Here is an 18,212-nt window from a genome sequence, read left to right as displayed (position 1 = left end):
TGATGTGTATTACAATCACTTACATAAGGTAATTAAATAACAAAAAGTTTCGAATATCTTTACTTAAGGTATCAATTGGAACTTTTTATTAGAATAAGAATTTTTATGATGATGAATAATGAATATGATAAGAAAGTTTAGGTGAAGAAAATGGGATTATTTAGCTCATTATTTGGTAAAAAAGAAGAAAATAACAATGTAGAGGAGAATAAAACAATGTCAAAAGTATTATTTGTAAAAGCAAACGATCGTCCAGCGGAGCAAGCAGTTAGTTCAAGAATGTATGAAACATTTGTAAGTGCTTATAAAGAAGCGAACCCAAATACAGAAATTACGGAGTTAGATTTATTTGCATTAGATCTTCCGTATTATGGAAATATCGCTATTTCAGGTGGATATAAACGTAGTCAAGGAATGGAATTAACAGCAGAAGAAGAGAAGGCTGTAGCAACAGTAGATCAATATTTAAATCAGTTTTTAGAAGCTGATAAAGTTGTATTTGCGTTCCCACTTTGGAACTTCACAGTACCAGCACCATTAATCACATATATTTCATACCTATCTCAAGCTGGAAAAACATTTAAATATACAGCAAATGGCCCAGAAGGTTTAGCTGGTAGTAAGAAAGTAGTTGTGTTAGGTGCGCGTGGTTCAGATTACTCTTCGGAACAAATGGCGCCTATGGAAATGGCAGTTAATTATGTAACGAATGTGCTTGGGTTCTGGGGAATTACAAATCCAGAGACTGTTGTAATTGAAGGGCACAATCAATATCCAGATCGTTCACAACAAATTGTTGAAGAAGGTTTAGAGAACGTTAAAAAAGTAGCGGCGAAATTTTAATTGATAGTAAATATAAAAAACCAACATGGATGACCATGTTGGTTTTTTAGTCTATTTCTATGTTAAAAAATGTATATTTATAAAATAAAAGAAAAGTTTGAAAATAGTATTGCAAAATATTATATGACAAACTATAATGAGTTCAAGAATAGTTAGTAGTCGGATTTAATATTCAGAAAATTCAATTAGTTAAAAATGGAAAATGAGATAAGGAAATTTGAATGGGGGTTATATTATGGCGAATAAAGTACCGTTTTCGTTCATAGTAGTTATTGGATTAATGTTATTTGCACTATTTTTTGGAGCAGGAAATTTAATATTCCCGGCAATGCTCGGTCAATCGGCAGGAGAGAATGTATGGATTGCTAACGCTGGATTTTTAGTAACGGGTGTTGGATTACCATTACTAGGTGTACTGGCATTTGGTTTTTCGGGTAAAGATGATTTACAGTCATTAGCAAGTCGTGCACACCCAGTATTCGGGATTGTGTTTACAACAGTTTTATACTTAGCGATTGGCCCGTTATTTGCAATACCAAGAACAGGAAATGTTTCTTATGAAATTGGTCTTAAACCGTTTATGCCAGAAGGATTAGGTTCTACACCTTTAATTCTTTTCACAATTGTATTCTTTAGCATCACTTGTTTTTTTTCGCTAAATCCTGCGAAAATTGTCGATATTGTTGGAAAAATCTTAACGCCAATTAAGTTAACTTTCATTGGTATTTTAGTAATCGTTGCTTTTATACATCCGATTGGAGATATGCAAGCACCAGTGGAAGCTTATACATCACATGCATTCTTTAAAGGATTCCAAGAAGGATACTTAACAATGGACACGCTTGCATCATTCGTATTTGGAATCATCATCATTAATGCAATTAAAGAAAAAGGTGCGAAAACGAAAACACAGATTATGATCGTTTGTGCAAAAGCGACAATCATTGCAGCATCTATTTTAGCAATTATCTATACAGCTCTTTCTTATATGGGTGCTTCAAGTGTTGCAAAGCTTGGACATTTAGAGAATGGTGGAGAAGTATTAGCGAAAGTTTCTAATTACTATTTTGGATCATATGGTGGAGTATTATTAGGATTAATGATTACAGTAGCGTGTTTAACAACTAGTGTGGGACTTGTATCAGCATGTTCTTCATTCTTCCATAAGTTATTCCCAAATGTTCCTTACAAAGCGATTGCAATCACGCTATGTGTATTTAGTGCAATTGTTGCAAACGTAGGATTAACACAATTAATCGCAGTTTCTGTTCCAGTACTAACAGCAATTTATCCACTAGCAATCGTATTGATTTTCTTAACGTTTTTCCATTCATTATTCAAAGGAAGAGCTGAAGTTTATCAAGTGAGCTTAATCGTAACATTTATCATCAGCTTATTCGATGGTTTAAGTGCAGCTGGAGTTAACATTGAAGTAGTAAGCCGAGTGTTCACTAAATTCCTTCCGATGCAAGAAGTAGGATTAGGATGGATCTTCCCAGCGATTATCGGTGGATTTATCGGATATGGCATTAGTGTTTTAAAAGTAAAAAATCAAGTTCAACCAGCTAGTGCGAATAAGAAAATAGGTTAAATAAAAAAGTTATAGAATTTGATTCTATAACTTTTTTTGTTACTATTGATTAGGATAAAAAAATAATGTAGTAGGGGAAATATAATGAAAAAAACAATTGACCATATCGGCATCGCAGTTCGAGATATAGATAGTACGATACGTTTTTATGAAAAGGTGTTGTTAGGAACTTTAATAGATTGTTACGTAAGTGAAGCTCCTGGTGTTGAAAGCGAAGTAGCCATTCTTGAAGTGGATGGAGATAGAATTGAATTACTTGCACCGACGAATAATACGACATCTCCAATAGCACGCTTTATTAAACAAAAAGGTAAAGGTGTTCATCACGTCGCATATCGTGTCGATGATTTAGATGTGGCTCTAGAAGAGTTAAAAGAACAAGGTATTCGAACGTTAGAGCATACACTTCGAATTAATAAGCACGGTAGAAGATTAATATATCTTAACCCAGCGGATACAGAGGGAACAATCATTGAGTATTGTGATTATCCAGAAGAGAAGTAAAGAAATTTTATGATGGAAGAAGGGTATTGCGTAATAACGTAATACCTTTTTTATTTATGTATTTCACACTTTTTTCACAAATGATTCACGATAACTTTTCTTCTTTAGGAACTTACATAAATATATTTTATGATATAATAACAATCTGCTTTAAAAATGTAAGTTGTATCTATGAAGGAAGTTACTATTGTATTGGAAGTTAAGAGGTGAGATAGAAATAAAAAGTTACACTGTATAGAAATTTATATTTAATCAGGTTAATATTTCGTCGGAGAATGAAACTTGGGAAGTTTAAGGAATGAAAAGATAGTGATGAGGAAGAAAGAAGTGAAATGATTGTGAAAGTAATGAGAAGATTAGGGGCATGGCTATTAATTGCGTGTGTACTTATCATATTGATACCAAAAAGTGCATCTGCTCATGCGTACGTTGTGAAATCAAACCCTGCTGAAAATGAAACGTTGAAGAAAGCACCATCTGTAGTGAAAATTGAATTCGATGAGGATATACAAGCTTCGAATTTTAATACAGTGTTTGTAAGAGATACCTCGGGTACAAGAGTAGATTTAAAAGATGCTCATATTGATAAGAAAAACAAAAAGTTATTAGAAGCAGGGTTAAAAGGAAATTTGAAAAACGGTCTCTACTCTATTCAGTGGAAAGTGATTTCTGCTGATGGGCATCCCATTCAAGGAGTTATTCCGTTCCGCATTGGGGCAGCAGAAGCGGGAGCAGACGATATACAAGTAGAAGAGATGGGGTATGTCCCGAAAATAGATATGATTATGGAACGTGGAGTTTTATATACAAGTTTCTCACTATTTATAGGAGTGCTATTCTTTAATCTTATTATGTATAAAGGGAATGCAACCTCGGTTCGATCAAGGAGTAAGAACATAATATGGATCTCATTATTGGGTATATTGATTAGCTTATTATTCAATCTACCATTGCAAGCGAAAATAAATGCTGATGTTTCATGGTTAGAAGCATTCGATCCATTACTATTAAAAGAAACATTACAGCTTTCTATTTTTGGATATGTATGGATTACTCAAATGGTTCTTATTAGTTCGCTTATAATTGTTACTTATTTTGCGATGAAGTGTGAGAAGCTGTCGTCGTTTAAAGTATGGAGCATTCCAATACTATTGTTTATCGGGATACTTGTTATGAAAGCCTTTAATAGTCATGCATTTGGTTTAAAGTTTAAAGAGATTGCGGTCGTTATGGACTTTCTACATTTATTCGCAGCTTCGTTATGGGTTGGAGGTCTATCATCCATTATTCTTCTTTTACATAAAGAGGAAGACAAGTGGAATATGTATTGGGATATGATTAAGCGTTTTTCGCCGTGGGCAACAGGTGCTGTCATCGTGATTTTAATAACAGGTCTTTTTAACAGTACATTCTTTATTCCAACTATCCACTCGTTATTTAATACGAAGTATGGATTAGCTTTATTAGCAAAGATACTTTTATTCATTTTCATGGGGATATTGGGAATTGTTCACTATGTGAAAGGGAAAATGAGAGCGGAGCAAGGATTAGGCGCTACGGTGAAAGTAGAGTTTATCATTGGAATTATCATTTTCGTAATCGTAGCTTTTATGACAAACGTACAAACACCGCCGATGCCTCCAACTGGACCTTTTACAGAGAGTAAGCAATTAGATAATGGATATGAACTTACTTTACATGTAAGTCCTAATAAAGTAGGACAAAATACATTCCATATTACTTTAAAGGATGAGAACGGACAACCTGTTACTGATATGGAGCAAATTATTTTAACCACGCAATCATTGGATATGAATATGGGGAAGGGTTCATTTAAAGTTTCGGCCGTGTCACCAGGAGAATATGAAGCGGAAGGCATGTATATTAACATGACAGGAAACTGGAATATGCAAGTGCACGGATTAACAAAATCTCTTGATAGTTTTGATACGGATTATAAATTTATTGTAGGCGGCAGATAAAGTGAAACTTTAATCAGCCCTCATCAATCGGGTTATCCGGCGAATAGCCGGGATAAAGAGAAGGTATAGATAAAAAGGAGCTAATAGAAAATGAAACGTATAAAAAAATTTGGCACAACAATGATCGCAACAATAATTGCAATGGGGATTTTTTCGTTACCTGTTAGTGCGCACGTCACTGTGAAACCAGAAGCTTCGGACGTTAATTCTTGGGAGACTTACACGATAAAAGTACCGGTTGAGAAGAATGTAGCAACGACAAAAGTTACATTGAAAATACCGTCTGGAGTAGAGTTCCAACAGTATGAACCAGTGCCAGGATGGAAAGTGGAAGAGCAGAAAGATAATGCTGGAAAAGTTAAAACTGTAGTATGGGAAGCAACAGGAGAGGGGATTTTAACCGGTCAGTTCCAGCGATTTACTTTCGTCGCTAAAAATCCGGATAAAGAACAAAAAATAGCTTGGGATGCATATCAACAATATAAAGACGGAGAAATTGTTGAATGGACAGGCGATGAAAAAGCTGAAAAACCACATTCACTTACTACAATTGCAAAAGGTACGTCATTAACAGGGGAACATGGTGAAGTGTCTAATGTAGAAAAAAATGAAGGTACTAGTAATTTGCAATTGATAGCGATTGTTTTATCTATTTTGGCGATTGTATCTTCGGTAGTTGCGTGTGTTTTTGTAGTACGTCGTAAAAGGTAAGTAAGGGTGAAAAAGAGCCTACAAACAGCAGGCTCTTTTTCATTTTTATTTCACTTCAACCTGCTGCCTTACAGTAAGTGTTTTCGGCTTTATATTTACGAAACAAATACTCACAACAATAAATAATAGTCCGATGAATAAGCTAATAGTAATGGCCTCATGTAAGAAAATTGAACTTACAATAATAGCGATTAGTGGAATGAGGAATGTATAAGCCCCAACTTTACTTGCTTCACCGGCTCCAACAAGAGTGAAGTATGCAAGCCATCCCATTGCAATAACAAAGAATGAAATAAAGAGTAGTACACTAACAAACGGTATACTCCAAGCAATACTAGACCAGCTTTCAAACTCTGATCCAAATCCAATTAAGCAAAGCCCGCCAATAATAAGCTGCAGTGTTACCATCCAAATGGAATTAACGCGGTGCCCAGTCTTCTTAATAAATACTGTTCCAAGTGCCCAGCCAATAGCGCATCCTATCGCGAGAAGGATTCCGATAATAGAAATATGTCCAGTTAAACTACTAGAGCTAATGACACCTACGCCAATAAATCCAAGAACAAGCCCGAAAATTTTTAAACCGTACATAGATTCTTCAAGCCAAATCCATGAGAAAATGCCGAGTAAAACTGGTTGTAGAAATACGATGGCGGAAAATAGCCCAGCAGGCATATATTGAAGGCCGACAGTTTGTAATCCGTAAAATATAATGATGTTAAGTAAAGAAGAAATAACGTATAAATGCCAAGTTTCTTTTAAGTGTAACTCTTTGTATTTCGGTAATGCGAAAAGAAGTAAAATGAATCCTCCAATTAAAGTTCGAACGCCTGCAAATAAAACGGGTGGTGTATAATGCAGGGCAAACTTAGATAAAGGCCAATTGATTCCCCACATGAAAACGAGAAAGGTAAGGATTATGGCCGTCTTAGTTCGAGAAAGCTGTGTCACGGTAAGACCTCCTTGTTGTTATTCATTTCACTATGATATGATATCGACTGTAATAAATAAAATGAATCTTTTTTATAAGGAGTATAAGTGATTAGTTATGACCATTACACAACTGCAAGTATTAATAAAAACTGTTGAGTTAGGTAGTTTTACGAAGGCTGCTCGGGTGTTAAATATGACGCAGCCAGCTGTAAGTCATGCGATTTCAAGTATTGAGTCAGAGTTAGGAGTTACGATTCTTATACGTGATAAACGAAAAGGGCTAATCGTTACGGATGTAGGAAACAGAATTCTTGTGCATATTAGAGAGATTTTGAACGGTGTAGAGAAGATTGAACAAGAAGTTGCGATGGAGAAAGGACACGAAGTTGGGACGATTCGAATTGGGAGTTTTCCGAGTGCTTCTGCACATTTCTTACCCAAAATGATAAACCTTTTTAAGGAGAAGTATCCGAACTTAGAAGTCGTTCTTTGTGAAGGAACGATTAAAGAAGTTGAAGATTGGTTAGTATCGAGGGTTGTTGATATAGGAATTGTCATTTTGCCTAATAAAGAGATGGAGATTGTCCCATTAACGAAGGGGAAAATGGTTGCTATCTTAAGAGATGATCATCCTCTTTGTAAGAAGGACTCTATTGCAATTAGTGATTTAGAGAATGAACCGATCATATTATGTAAGGGTGGATACGAACCACCCATTATTGATATGTTTAAACAAGCCAACGTACCACTTCGGGCTGAGTATGTAATATCGACCGTTACTACAGCTTTAAATATGATTCAAGAAGGGTTAGGTATTGCAATATTAGCCGAATTATCTTTAACGAATTTACCACAGAATGTGCAAACGAGAGAATTGGAACCACAAGTATGGAGAGAAATTGCTTTAGCTGTTCCTTCATTAAAGGATTCCTCAATCGCTGTGCAGCTATTTATTGAAGAATTTCAAGCGCTATTTGCAGAATAAAAAGAGGTGTCTCATATATCATAATGGGACACTTTTTAATTTGCTTATAAAGAATCTATGAAAAGGATTGACTTATCTTTTTATTGTAACTATAATGATTACATCGAGGTGGTGATCACGATGAAAATTAGTAGCCGCTTTTCTATAGCTGTTCATATTTTATCTATTTTGAAAAACAATCCATCTTCACTTTGTACTTCAGACTATATAGCTGAAAGTGTAAACACAAATCCAGTAGTCATTCGTAAAATGATGTCGTACTTGAAACAAGCTGGTTTTGTATATGTAAATCGCGGTCCAGGTGGTGCCGGATTATTAAAGGATTTACACGAAATCACATTGTTAGATGTATACCATGCAGTAAATGTAGTCAAAGAAGACAAACTATTTCATATTCACGAGCAACCAAATCCAGATTGTCCAATTGGAGCAAATATTCAAGCGGTGTTAGAAGTTATATTAATACAAGCGCAATCTGCGATGGAAGAAATTTTGAGAAATATTACGATGGGGCATTTGTTTGAAACTTTGCAAGAAAAAATGAATGCTTAAATCATATTTATATTTTTTTGTTATTAATGTAACTAATTTAATTACAACTATAAAGGTAAGGTGTAAAAGTATGACTATAAAAATGAAAGTATACTCAGATTTTATATGTCCATTTTGTTTTTTAGCAAAAGGTCCATTAGATGAAGTAGCGAAAGAGAAAGATGTAGAAATTGAATGGATGCCATTTGAATTACGTCCAAGTCCATATTCAAAAATAGATCCATGGAATGAGCCAGAAAAATTAGGCTCATGGGATGCTTTTATTCTTCCAACTGCGAAGAAGTTAGGAATCGATATGCGTTTGCCGCGTGTTTCACCGCATCCATATACACATTTAGCTTTCGAAGGATGTCAATTTGCGAAAGAACGTGGACTAGGAAATGAGTATCATCACCGCGTATTCACCGCATTTTTCCAAGAAGAGCAAAACATTGAAGATATTAATGTTTTAACAAAATTAGCGGTAGAAGTAGGTCTTCCTGAAGCTGAATTTAAAGATGCTTTAGTAACTCGTAAATATAAAGAAAAGCATCAAGAAGCAATTCAGCATGCATATGATGAAGCAAATATTATGGCTGTTCCAACTGTCATGATTGGAGATGAAGTCATTCAAGGGCTTGCTAGTAAAGAAACGCTACAAAGAGTCATCGATAAAGAAATTGAAAAGGATAAAACAAATTCATTTGAAGGTATGCAATGTAATACAGATGGATATTGCTAATTCGCTTGTTATGAAATAACAAAATAAATTATAAAACAAATATTTGGAGGAATTAAAATGTCAGCAACTACAACAAATTTAAAAGAAGCAATCGTGAACCGTCGTTCTATTCGTAAAGTAACAAAAAACGATGCAATTACGAAAGAAAGAATTGAAGAAGTTTTACAAACAGCTTTACACGCACCAACATCTTTCAATATGCAAAGTGGTCGTATGGTTGTATTAATGGATGGAGAACATGAAAAGTTTTGGGATATTGTTAAAGAAACACTAAGAGCCCGCGTACCAGCAGAAAACTTTGAAGCGACTGTAGAAAGATTAAAAGGTTTCCATGCAGGTGTTGGGACTGTGTTATTCTTTGAAGATCAAGCAACAGTAGAAAAAATGCAAGAAAATGCACCATTATATAAAGATCAGTTCCCATTCTGGTCTCATCAAGGAAATGCAATGTTACAACATACTGTATGGATGTTATTATCGGCTGAAGGAATTGGTGCATCCCTGCAACACTACAATCCAATCGTAGATGCTGAAGTGAAAGAAACTTGGAACATTCCAGCAGAGTGGAGCTTAGTAGGACAAATGCCATTTGGTGAGCCAAATGAACAACCAGGAGAAAGAACTTTCTTACCTACTGAAGATGTAGTGAAATTTTATTAAGAAATTTAATATATAAAAAGTAAAATAAAAGGAGAGTACGTATTAGTCATATATGTACTCTCCTTTCGTATGCAATGTTAAACTCTTACTGCAAGAACGATTTCCTTCATATGAATCGAAGTTTTTCCTTACAATTAAAAATCTGTTATGTTTATTGTTTTGTAATGACAGTAAACATCCCCGTCATGTTTGGTGAGTAATCCTTAAAATCAAATTTTTCATAGAACGATTCTTTACCTTCTGATGCAAATAAACCGACAAACGCCTTATCAGGGGCATTCTCATGTAAGTATGCAACTAAACGATGCATGATTTCTTTCCCGATACCATGTTTCTGATAATCCGGATGAACTACTATATCTTGAATATAGAAATAGATAGATCCGTCACCAACAATTCGCCCCATGCCAATTATTTGTTCATTATCTTTCACTGTGATGCAGTGAATAGAATTCTTCAGTGAAGTATCTGCTACATCAAAATTCATATAATCAGTCCATCCAACAGAATCACACAAATATTTGTACTCTTCTAATGTTGGAATGTTATGTTCAAACTCATATGTTTTCAAAATGTACCCTCCAAGCCCTTAAATTTAACAAGTATATACATTCGACATTTTTTTATCTTTTCCTCTTATGTAACTGAATTCCCTTTAGCTATTGAATTTCGTCCAGTTTCCGTATTTGTATTTGTGTTAATTAATAAGAGTTTAGGGGAAAAATATAAGAAATAATCGAAAGGGAAGTGGGAAAATGAATGATGAGAAAAAGTATACAGTGGTAGGTACTGATGTTGAAGAAGTAAAACGTTTAAATGAAAATTCGGGATTATCATATAATCAAGTGAAAGAATTATTAGCGAAGCAAATGCAAAAAAAGAAGTAATGAAATTGAAATCCTTTATTTTTTCATTTAGCATTCTAATTAGAGAGAGTTATGAGGATAACTCTCTTTTTCAATACAATGGAGCAACTTTTAGAGCGGAGGAAACAGCATGAAAAAGTGGATAAAGATAACGCTGTCAATTGCTGGGGGTATCGTCCTATTGACATGTGCCGGAGGATATTACGTGTATAAAAATTATTTTCCAAAGGAACCTGAGCGTATCGTATATGATAAAGATAGAGTGTTAAAACCGATACATAATCAGTTGAAAGGGATTAACATAGATAATTTGAAGATAAAAGAAAAAGAGGTTGTAAATGCGACTGTGAACGAGCTTCAAAAAATGATTGATGATGGAAAATTATCATATGAAGAGTTAACGAGTATTTATCTTTTTAGAATACAAGAACATGACCAAAATGGAATATCATTAAATGCTGTTACAGAGATTAATCCAAATGCAATGGAAGAAGCGCGAAAGTTAGATAAAGAAAGGTCTTCAAATAAGAAATCGAACTTATACGGCATGCCGGTTATCGTAAAAGATAATGTACAAACAGAAAAGGTGATGCCGACAAGTGCGGGCACGTATGTGTTAAAAGATTGGATTGCAGATGAAGATGCGACAATCGTGAAGAAGTTGAAAGAAGAAGGTGCTTTTGTTTTAGGAAAAGCGAATATGTCTGAATGGGCAAATTATTTATCCTTTACAATGCCTAGCGGATATAGCGGGAAAAAAGGACAAAATTTGAATCCGTACGGTCCGATTACGTTTGATACATCAGGATCAAGCTCTGGATCTGCTACAGTAGTTGCGGCAGATTTTGCGCCGCTTGCAATCGGGACAGAAACGACTGGATCAATTGTAGCACCAGCGACGCAGCAATCAGTAGTTGGATTACGTCCAACACTAGGTATGGTGAGTAGATCAGGGATTATTCCGTTAGCTGAAACGCTTGATACAGCAGGGCCGATGGCAAGAACGGTAAAGGATGCGGCAACGTTATTTAACATAATGGTAAGTTATGATGAAAAAGATACTATGACAGAAAAAATGAAAGAAAAAGAAAGAATTGATTATACGAAGGATTTATCAATAGATGGATTGAAAGGGAAAAAATAGGGGTTCTTTTTTCAATAGATCAACAAGATGAGAATAGAAAGAAAGTAGCAGAAAAGATTAGAAAAGACCTTCAAGATGCAGGTGCGATATTGACTGATGATATTCAGTTAAACAGCGAGGGTGTAGATAATCTGCAAACATTAGAATATGAATTCAAACATAATGTTAACGATTATTTTTCACAGCAAAAAAATGTACCGGTAAAATCGTTAGAAGAGATTATAGCGTTTAATAAAAAGGATAGTAATAGACGAATAAAATATGGACAAACATTAATTGAGGCGTCTGAAAAATCTGTTATAACGAAAGATGAGTTTGAAAAAGTAGTGCAAACGAGTCAAGAAAATGCAAGAAAAGAGCTAGATAGATATTTAGTAGAAAAAGGTTTGGATGCTTTAGTTATGATTAACAACGATGAAGTTCTTCTATCAGCTGTAGCTGGCTATCCAGAATTAGCGGTGCCAGCAGGATATGATAACAATGGAGAGCCAGTAGGTGCAGTGTTTGTCGGGAAGCAATTCAGTGAGAAGGAACTATTCAATATTGGTTATGCGTATGAACAGCAGTCTAAAAATAGAAAATCACCTAAATTGTAAAAGGGTAAACGAAAAAAAGAGCTCCATTGAAGTAAGTAGGTGGCTAATGTAAATAGAATCTAACAATATAAAAAGAAAAAAAGGATTCTTTCTAATTAGTAAGAAAGATTGTCTATAGAAGTTCATAAAATGTAATATATTCAATTTCCATCCACTGAAGGGGGAGGTTAAATCTTAATGAATGAAGTGAAAAATTTCTTTCGAAGTAGAGGGTTTCAACGGTTTCTCGTTTTAATAATAGTAGCGTTAGTATTATATGGATTAAAAAGTATGATCAATTTAATATTAATTACGTTTATACTGACATTTTTAATGGATCGTTTTCAACGTTTTATTTCAAAGAAATTGAAAGTGAACCGGAAAATTGTTATCGCCTGTTTGTATATCATATTAGTTTCCTTTATTGGCACGACATTATATAAATATTTACCTGTGTTAACGATACAAATTTCACAATTGATTTATCAATTTAAATTGTTTTTTCAAAACCCACCTGATAATGAAATCATTAAATATGCACTTTCGACAATTAACGGAATGGAAGTATCAAAATATATAGAACAAGGTGTAGATGTCATATATCAATCGATTGCAAATATAGGAAAAGTCAGTTTGCAAATATTACTCTCACTTATTTTAAGTTTATTTTTCTTGTTAGAAAAAGAACGCATAATATCATTTACTTCGAAATTTAAAGATAGTAGTCTGAAGGTTTTTTATGAGGAGATTGCATATTTTGGTGAAAGGTTTGCAAGATCGTTCGGTAAAGTAATTGAAGCGCAGTTTTTAATTGCAGTTGTAAATTGTATTCTTACTGTCATTGCATTAATTGTTTTAGGATTTCCGCAGCTTCTCGTATTAGCTGTCATGATTTTCTTACTTGGATTAATCCCTGTTGCCGGGGTAATCATTTCCTTGTTTCCACTTTGTATTATTGCATATAACGTAGGCGGAGTTATGTACGTTGTATACATACTTGTGTTCATTACAGTAATCCATGCTCTTGAAAGTTATTTTTTAAATCCGAAGTTTATGTCTGCGAAAACGAATTTACCAATCTTTTATACATTTATGATTCTCATCTTTTCAGAACATTTCCTCGGAATCTGGGGGCTTATTATCGGGATACCAATCTTCATCTTTTTCTTAGATGTACTTGATGTAAATAATGAGGAAGCGATTAAAAAATAGAAAATAAACAAAAAAGCAATCCAAAATAAATTGGATTGCTTTTTATTATGCATATTAAAGAACTGGAGCCATTGTTTCTTTCAGCACTTGAACAGAGTGATCGAATTTTAATTCTTCTTCTTCGCTTAATTCTACTTCTAAAATTTCACGAACACCGCCGCGATTTAAAACAGCAGGTACGCCGATATAAACATCTTTTTGACCGTATTGGCCTTCTAAGTAAGCTGATACTGTTAATACGCTATTTTCGTCGTTTAAAATCGCCTTTGTAACACGTAGAAGTGACATACCAATACCATAGTAAGTTGCACCTTTTCGCTCGATAATATGGTAAGCTGCATCACGAACGTTTATGAAGATTTTGTCTAAATCTTCTTGCGTGTATGTGTTGTCTTTATCAAGAAGCGTTTGTAGTTTTTGAATACCGACTGATACGTGACTCCAAACAGGAAGTTCCGTATCACCATGTTCACCGATAATATAAGCATGAATGTTGTGTGGACCAATATCGAAATACTCACCTAACATATAGCGGAAACGAGCAGAATCAAGAGTTGTACCAGAACCGATTACGCGTTCTTTTGGTAAACCAGATTCTTTCCAAGTTACGTAAGTTAAAATATCGACAGGGTTAGTTGCGATTAAGAAAATACCATCAAATCCGCTATCCATAATGCTACGAACGATTTGTTTGAAGATTTTCGCGTTTTTCTCAACTAAATCTAAACGTGTTTCGCCTGGTTTTTGTGGTAATCCAGCCGTAATGACTACAAGATCAGCATCTTTACAATCTTCGTAGCTGCCTTTCCATACTCTAGTTGGAGCTGGAGCAAATGGAACTGCATGACTTAAATCCATGGCTTCTCCTTCAGCTTTTGCCTCGTTTACATCAACTAAAACAAATTCTTCAGCTACAGCTTGGTTAATCATGCAGTAAGCATAACTACATCCAACTGCTCCTGTTCCTACTAATACAACACGGTTAATCCCTTTTTTCATTTCAAAATTCCTCGCAATTTCATTGATTTTATTATGTAAGATAATACGTCTTACTTCTATAGAGTCATATCTAGTTTATTACATTTTATAAAAGATATTCAAGTATTTGAAAATGTATCCTTGCAATTTCTTGCATGAAACATAGGAAGTAAGTTAAAGGAATATAATGCAATAAAATCCTTTATCAAAGGGGAAAAGGGTATGATGCAGCCATTAACGATGGGAAAAATGCTTCATATTATTAATGTGGGGCTCGTTAAAACGAAGAATCCAAAGCAAATTATTATTGCTGGTGCAGGGATTTCAGGATTAGTTGCAGCATCGTTATTGAAAGAAGCAGGGCATAACATAACAATTTTAGAAGCAAATAATCGAATAGGCGGAAGAATATATACGATTCGTGAACCATTTAGCTCTGGTTTATATTTTAATGCAGGGCCGATGCGAATTCCTGGAATACACGAGTTAACTTTAGCTTATATTCATAAATTTAAATTACCGTTAAATCTGTTTATAAATAAAACCGCTTCAGATATTATTTATACGAATAATATTAAAACGAGATTGAGCATATTCGAAAAAAATCCAAGTATACTTGGATATCCTGTTTTAGAGAACGAAAAAGGGAAAACGGCAGAAGAGTTAATGTTAGTAGTATTAGAACCCATACTAAATTTTATAAAAAAAGATCCTAATAAAAACTGGATTATCGTTGAAAAAAAGTATAAAACATATTCGCTCGGCTCATTTTTAACTGAATATTATTCAGACGGTGCAATAGATATGATTGGGGTACTTCTTGATATGGAAGCTTATATGGGAATGTCTTTAATTGAAGTATTACGGGAAATGATTTTTTTTACTTCAACGACGAAATATTATGAGATAACGGGTGGAATGGATGTATTACCCAATTCATTTTTGCCACAGCTAAAGGATAATATTTTTATGTCATATAAAGTAGAGAAAATTATACAAGAAGATAATAAAGTAATGTTACAAGGAAATCGTGAGCAAACGTTAGAGCGATTTACTATAACAAGTGATATTGCTATTATCACAATTCCATTTTCAGCGTTACGATTTGTAGAAGTTCGGCCGTATCATTTATTCTCTTATTATAAAAGACGAGCAATTCGTGAATTAAATTATATTGCTGCAACTAAAATTGCGATAGAGTTTAAAAGTAGATTTTGGGAAAGAGTGGGGCAATGTGGCGGTAAATCTATTACAGATTTACCTATACGGTTTACATATTATCCGAGTTATGGCATTCATACACCAGGGGCAGCTACCGTTTTAGCGAGTTATACGTGGGCAGATGAGGCGTTAACATGGGATAGTTTACCGAATAGTGAACGCATTCGTTATGCATTAAGAAATTTAGCGGAAATATACGGTGACATCGTTTATAGTGAGTTTGTTACAGGGGCATCTTTTAGCTGGAGTCAAAATCCGTATTCTTGCGGCGCATTTACAGCTTTCGAACCGGGCCAAGAACTCGAGTTATTTCCGTATATTACACCACCATCTGGGAAAGTGCATTTTGCCGGAGAGCATACGACATTAACACATGGGTGGATGCAAGGAGCAATAGAGTCTGGAATTCGAGTTGCTCATGAAGTAAACGAAAAGTGAACATATATTTACAAATCACCACTCTTTTAATAAAATAATAAATATAAATCGTAATTATTACGCTTTGAATACGTTTGAAATAAAGAAATGGATGGTCGATCAAATGAAAAAAGTAGAAATTCATATATTAGGTGGCTTTTTAGGTAGTGGAAAATCAACATTATTACAAAATTTATTGTTAGCGGAGAAAAAGAAGAATAGAAAAGTTGCAGTATTAATGAATGAAATTGGTGAATACTCGGTAGATACAGATATTATTGGAAAAGAGAATGTTTTAAGAGAGCTTCTGAAAGGATGTATTTGTTGTACGCTAAAAGAAGAGCTTGAAATACAATTACATTCGTTATATCAGCAAGAAAGACCAGATGTCATTTATATAGAAACGACAGGTGTTGCACATCCAATTGAAGTGTTAGATGCATGTGTATCACCAATTTTAGCACCTTTCCTAGAAGTGAAATCAATTGTCGTCGTTTTAGATGCAGTAAGGTGGTTAAATCGAAGTGTATTAAGTGCAAACGTTCAGCAATTATTGCATGAGCAACTGAAGTTTGGTAGCCACATTTTAATTAATAAATCAGATTTACTAACAGATGCGGATAAGAACAAAGTAATTGAAGAAGTGAAAGCAATAAATAATCATGCGAAATTGTTTGAAACAAAATATTGTAATATATCTTTAGAAGACATAGAAGCAGCTGAATTTACGAATGATGGGGAACATGAGACACTACATGTCAAACAGCATTTGCATATACAAACGATGACATATCAATTTACGAAATCGATTGATCAAGATAAATTATATGAATGGCTTTCGAATTTACCAGATAGTATTTATCGTGTAAAAGGATTTGTGAAATTCCATGGAGATAAATATCCTCACTTATTCCAATACTCGTTCGGGGTACCGATTTTATTGGAACAAGACTTCGGTTTCCCAACGAACTTGGTAGTAATAGGAGAAGGGCTAGATAAGAAACAATTGGCTGAAGGGTTAGAGAAAGTGGAACTTAATTCTAATTAAGATTAAAGGGAGCTGCCACATAAGTTGATGAAAACGACTTATGTGGCAGCTTTTTATTTTTGGTGAATAAGCATATAGATACTTGTATTCATTTTAAATAGTCACTCTTTTAGTATTTTCGTTTTCCAAGAGAAACACTTATATTAGAGCCTCTACTAATTTCAACTTTGCGACCATCTAATTCTATTGTTCGAGAGCTTGCAGTAGGATTTTTAATTAGACTGTACAGATAATCTGCTTTAGTTGGTAGTAGTGTGTTTAGGATTTTTTTCACAGGCTCGTTTAATACCGGATCATCACTTGTAATATACATTCTATATGCGCTATCATCTGAGGAAGAAAAATAAAAATACATCATGTTATCATATCCGTCTTTACCATTTTTATTATATATATATTCCGAAGAGCGTTTGAAAAATCCAGAATCAATTAGTATATTCTCAATTTCTTTATACTTATCCTCATCTTTCGCAGGAATAGAATCAGGAACAAAATAAGGACTTACATTAATTGCACTATACATAAACTTTGCAAATTGTTCTCTTGTTACATTCAGTTTTCCGCCATATTGATAGTTTCCAATTCCGTTTGTAATACCATTACTATACAATGAACGAACAGAGTTTGTTGCCCAATGATTATTTGGAACATCATAGAAAAGGTCGTTTGTTTTTACAGGTAAATGAAACGCTTTTTGTAAGATAACAGCCATTTCATATCGAGTTAATGTATCATCAGGTCTAAACTTGTCAGTGCTATTGTCCCCTGTCATGATTCCTTTTTGAGCAACTGCTTTAATATTGTTTTCAAACATATGCCCATGAATATCAGAGAAATGTTTACTTGTAGATCCGGTATTTTCTAGTTTTAAGTATCTTGAAATAATCGCAGCTACTTGCCCACGAGTTACATTGTCCCCAAATCCAAATTTTCCGTTACCATAACCATTCATGACATTTTGTTCAGTTAAATGGTCAATCGAATCTTCAGACCAATGCCCTTTTGGTACATCGATGAAACGTTCAGTTTGTGCATGAGCATTCGTTGCACCGAATAATGTGGCGGTAATTAAGCCTGTTGCAAGTACATGTTTAAAATTCATTATGATTCCTCCTAAGTATATAAAACAATATTTTCTCACTCATATCCGTTACTTTTAAGTGATAATCACTTATTTATTATATTGGTATATTTAGTTTTTGTAAAATATGGATTTACTTTCGGAATATTGCTTAAATATATTTGGTGTTATAAGAGGGAGGGAAGTAT

General features: G+C 34.2%; 17 protein-coding genes and 1 pseudogene. 14 read left to right on the top strand and 4 right to left on the bottom strand.

What is annotated here, in order from left to right:
* Nucleotides 1–150: 150 nt before the first annotated feature.
* The 5 genes from CER22_RS09605 to CER22_RS09585 all read left to right on the top strand — a co-directional run bounded on the left by CER22_RS09605 (nt 151) and on the right by CER22_RS09585 (nt 5,631).
* Complete coding sequence (locus CER22_RS09605) at nt 151–843, top strand: FMN-dependent NADH-azoreductase (RefSeq protein ID WP_088608641.1); 693 nt, start codon at nt 151–153, stop codon at nt 841–843.
* A gap of 235 nt (nt 844–1,078) precedes the next feature.
* A complete protein-coding gene (brnQ, locus tag CER22_RS09600) occupies nt 1,079–2,434 on the top strand; it encodes a branched-chain amino acid transport system II carrier protein (RefSeq protein WP_088063038.1) in 1,356 nt (451 codons plus the stop codon).
* Between the two features lie 84 nt (nt 2,435–2,518).
* The gene (locus CER22_RS09595; protein ID WP_088608640.1) at nt 2,519–2,938 is read left to right on the top strand and encodes a VOC family protein; all 420 of its coding nucleotides are present in this window, start codon (nt 2,519–2,521) and stop codon (nt 2,936–2,938) included.
* Nucleotides 2,939–3,270: 332 nt separating this feature from the next.
* Nucleotides 3,271–4,920, top strand: a complete 1,650-nt coding sequence (locus CER22_RS09590) for a copper resistance CopC/CopD family protein (protein ID WP_142293457.1) — start codon at nt 3,271–3,273, stop codon at nt 4,918–4,920.
* Nucleotides 4,921–5,010: 90 nt separating this feature from the next.
* Nucleotides 5,011–5,631, top strand: coding sequence for a YcnI family copper-binding membrane protein (locus CER22_RS09585; protein WP_088608639.1), 621 nt, complete (start codon nt 5,011–5,013; stop codon nt 5,629–5,631).
* A 45-nt stretch (nt 5,632–5,676) separates the two neighbouring features.
* Here CER22_RS09585 and CER22_RS09580 read toward each other — a convergent pair whose 3' ends face one another.
* Nucleotides 5,677–6,582 (bottom strand): DMT family transporter, encoded by a 906-nt coding sequence (locus CER22_RS09580; RefSeq protein WP_000192803.1) that lies wholly within the window; start codon nt 6,580–6,582, stop codon nt 5,677–5,679.
* Between the two features lie 97 nt (nt 6,583–6,679).
* Between CER22_RS09580 and CER22_RS09575 the strand changes: the two genes are divergently transcribed.
* From CER22_RS09575 to CER22_RS09560, 4 genes are all read left to right on the top strand, one after another.
* Nucleotides 6,680–7,549 (top strand): LysR family transcriptional regulator, encoded by an 870-nt coding sequence (locus tag CER22_RS09575; RefSeq protein ID WP_088063041.1) that lies wholly within the window; start codon nt 6,680–6,682, stop codon nt 7,547–7,549.
* A gap of 120 nt (nt 7,550–7,669) precedes the next feature.
* Entirely contained in the window at nt 7,670–8,101 is a 432-nt protein-coding gene (locus tag CER22_RS09570) for an Rrf2 family transcriptional regulator (protein ID WP_088063042.1), read from the top strand.
* A 70-nt stretch (nt 8,102–8,171) separates the two neighbouring features.
* Complete coding sequence (locus CER22_RS09565; protein WP_088063043.1) at nt 8,172–8,822, top strand: DsbA family oxidoreductase; 651 nt, start codon at nt 8,172–8,174, stop codon at nt 8,820–8,822.
* Nucleotides 8,823–8,879: 57 nt separating this feature from the next.
* A complete protein-coding gene (locus tag CER22_RS09560) occupies nt 8,880–9,482 on the top strand; it encodes a nitroreductase family protein (RefSeq protein ID WP_088063044.1) in 603 nt (200 codons plus the stop codon).
* 151 nt (nt 9,483–9,633) lie between these two features.
* Here CER22_RS09560 and CER22_RS09555 read toward each other — a convergent pair whose 3' ends face one another.
* Complete coding sequence (locus CER22_RS09555; protein ID WP_088063045.1) at nt 9,634–10,053, bottom strand: GNAT family N-acetyltransferase; 420 nt, start codon at nt 10,051–10,053, stop codon at nt 9,634–9,636.
* Nucleotides 10,054–10,237: 184 nt separating this feature from the next.
* Here CER22_RS09555 and CER22_RS33605 point away from each other — a divergent pair, with 184 nt between their 5' ends.
* From CER22_RS33605 to CER22_RS09540, 3 genes and pseudogenes are all read left to right on the top strand, one after another.
* Entirely contained in the window at nt 10,238–10,369 is a 132-nt protein-coding gene (locus CER22_RS33605) for a hypothetical protein (protein WP_000997338.1), read from the top strand.
* 109 nt (nt 10,370–10,478) lie between these two features.
* Nucleotides 10,479–12,088, top strand: a pseudogene (locus tag CER22_RS09545) (amidase family protein).
* A gap of 177 nt (nt 12,089–12,265) precedes the next feature.
* Nucleotides 12,266–13,279, top strand: coding sequence for an AI-2E family transporter (locus CER22_RS09540; protein ID WP_088608638.1), 1,014 nt, complete (start codon nt 12,266–12,268; stop codon nt 13,277–13,279).
* A gap of 54 nt (nt 13,280–13,333) precedes the next feature.
* Here CER22_RS09540 and CER22_RS09535 read toward each other — a convergent pair whose 3' ends face one another.
* Nucleotides 13,334–14,278 carry an L-lactate dehydrogenase gene (locus CER22_RS09535; protein WP_000715320.1) on the bottom strand — a complete coding sequence of 315 codons (945 nt, stop codon included), beginning with the start codon at nt 14,276–14,278 and terminating at the stop codon, nt 13,334–13,336.
* A gap of 201 nt (nt 14,279–14,479) precedes the next feature.
* Between CER22_RS09535 and CER22_RS09530 the strand changes: the two genes are divergently transcribed.
* The gene (locus CER22_RS09530; RefSeq protein ID WP_088608637.1) at nt 14,480–15,916 is read left to right on the top strand and encodes a flavin monoamine oxidase family protein; all 1,437 of its coding nucleotides are present in this window, start codon (nt 14,480–14,482) and stop codon (nt 15,914–15,916) included.
* Between the two features lie 103 nt (nt 15,917–16,019).
* A complete protein-coding gene (locus tag CER22_RS09525) occupies nt 16,020–16,943 on the top strand; it encodes a CobW family GTP-binding protein (RefSeq protein ID WP_088608636.1) in 924 nt (307 codons plus the stop codon).
* 109 nt (nt 16,944–17,052) lie between these two features.
* Here CER22_RS09525 and CER22_RS09520 read toward each other — a convergent pair whose 3' ends face one another.
* Nucleotides 17,053–18,045 (bottom strand): S-layer homology domain-containing protein, encoded by a 993-nt coding sequence (locus tag CER22_RS09520; protein ID WP_088608635.1) that lies wholly within the window; start codon nt 18,043–18,045, stop codon nt 17,053–17,055.
* Nucleotides 18,046–18,212: the final 167 nt, after the last annotated feature.

Origin of the sequence: Bacillus sp. K2I17 (genome assembly GCF_002209985.1) — a bacterium.
Classification (GTDB): domain Bacteria; phylum Bacillota; class Bacilli; order Bacillales; family Bacillaceae_G; genus Bacillus_A; species Bacillus_A wiedmannii.
Note: the sequence above shows the minus strand (reverse complement) of the source record. Positions and strands in the feature narration are given on the sequence as shown.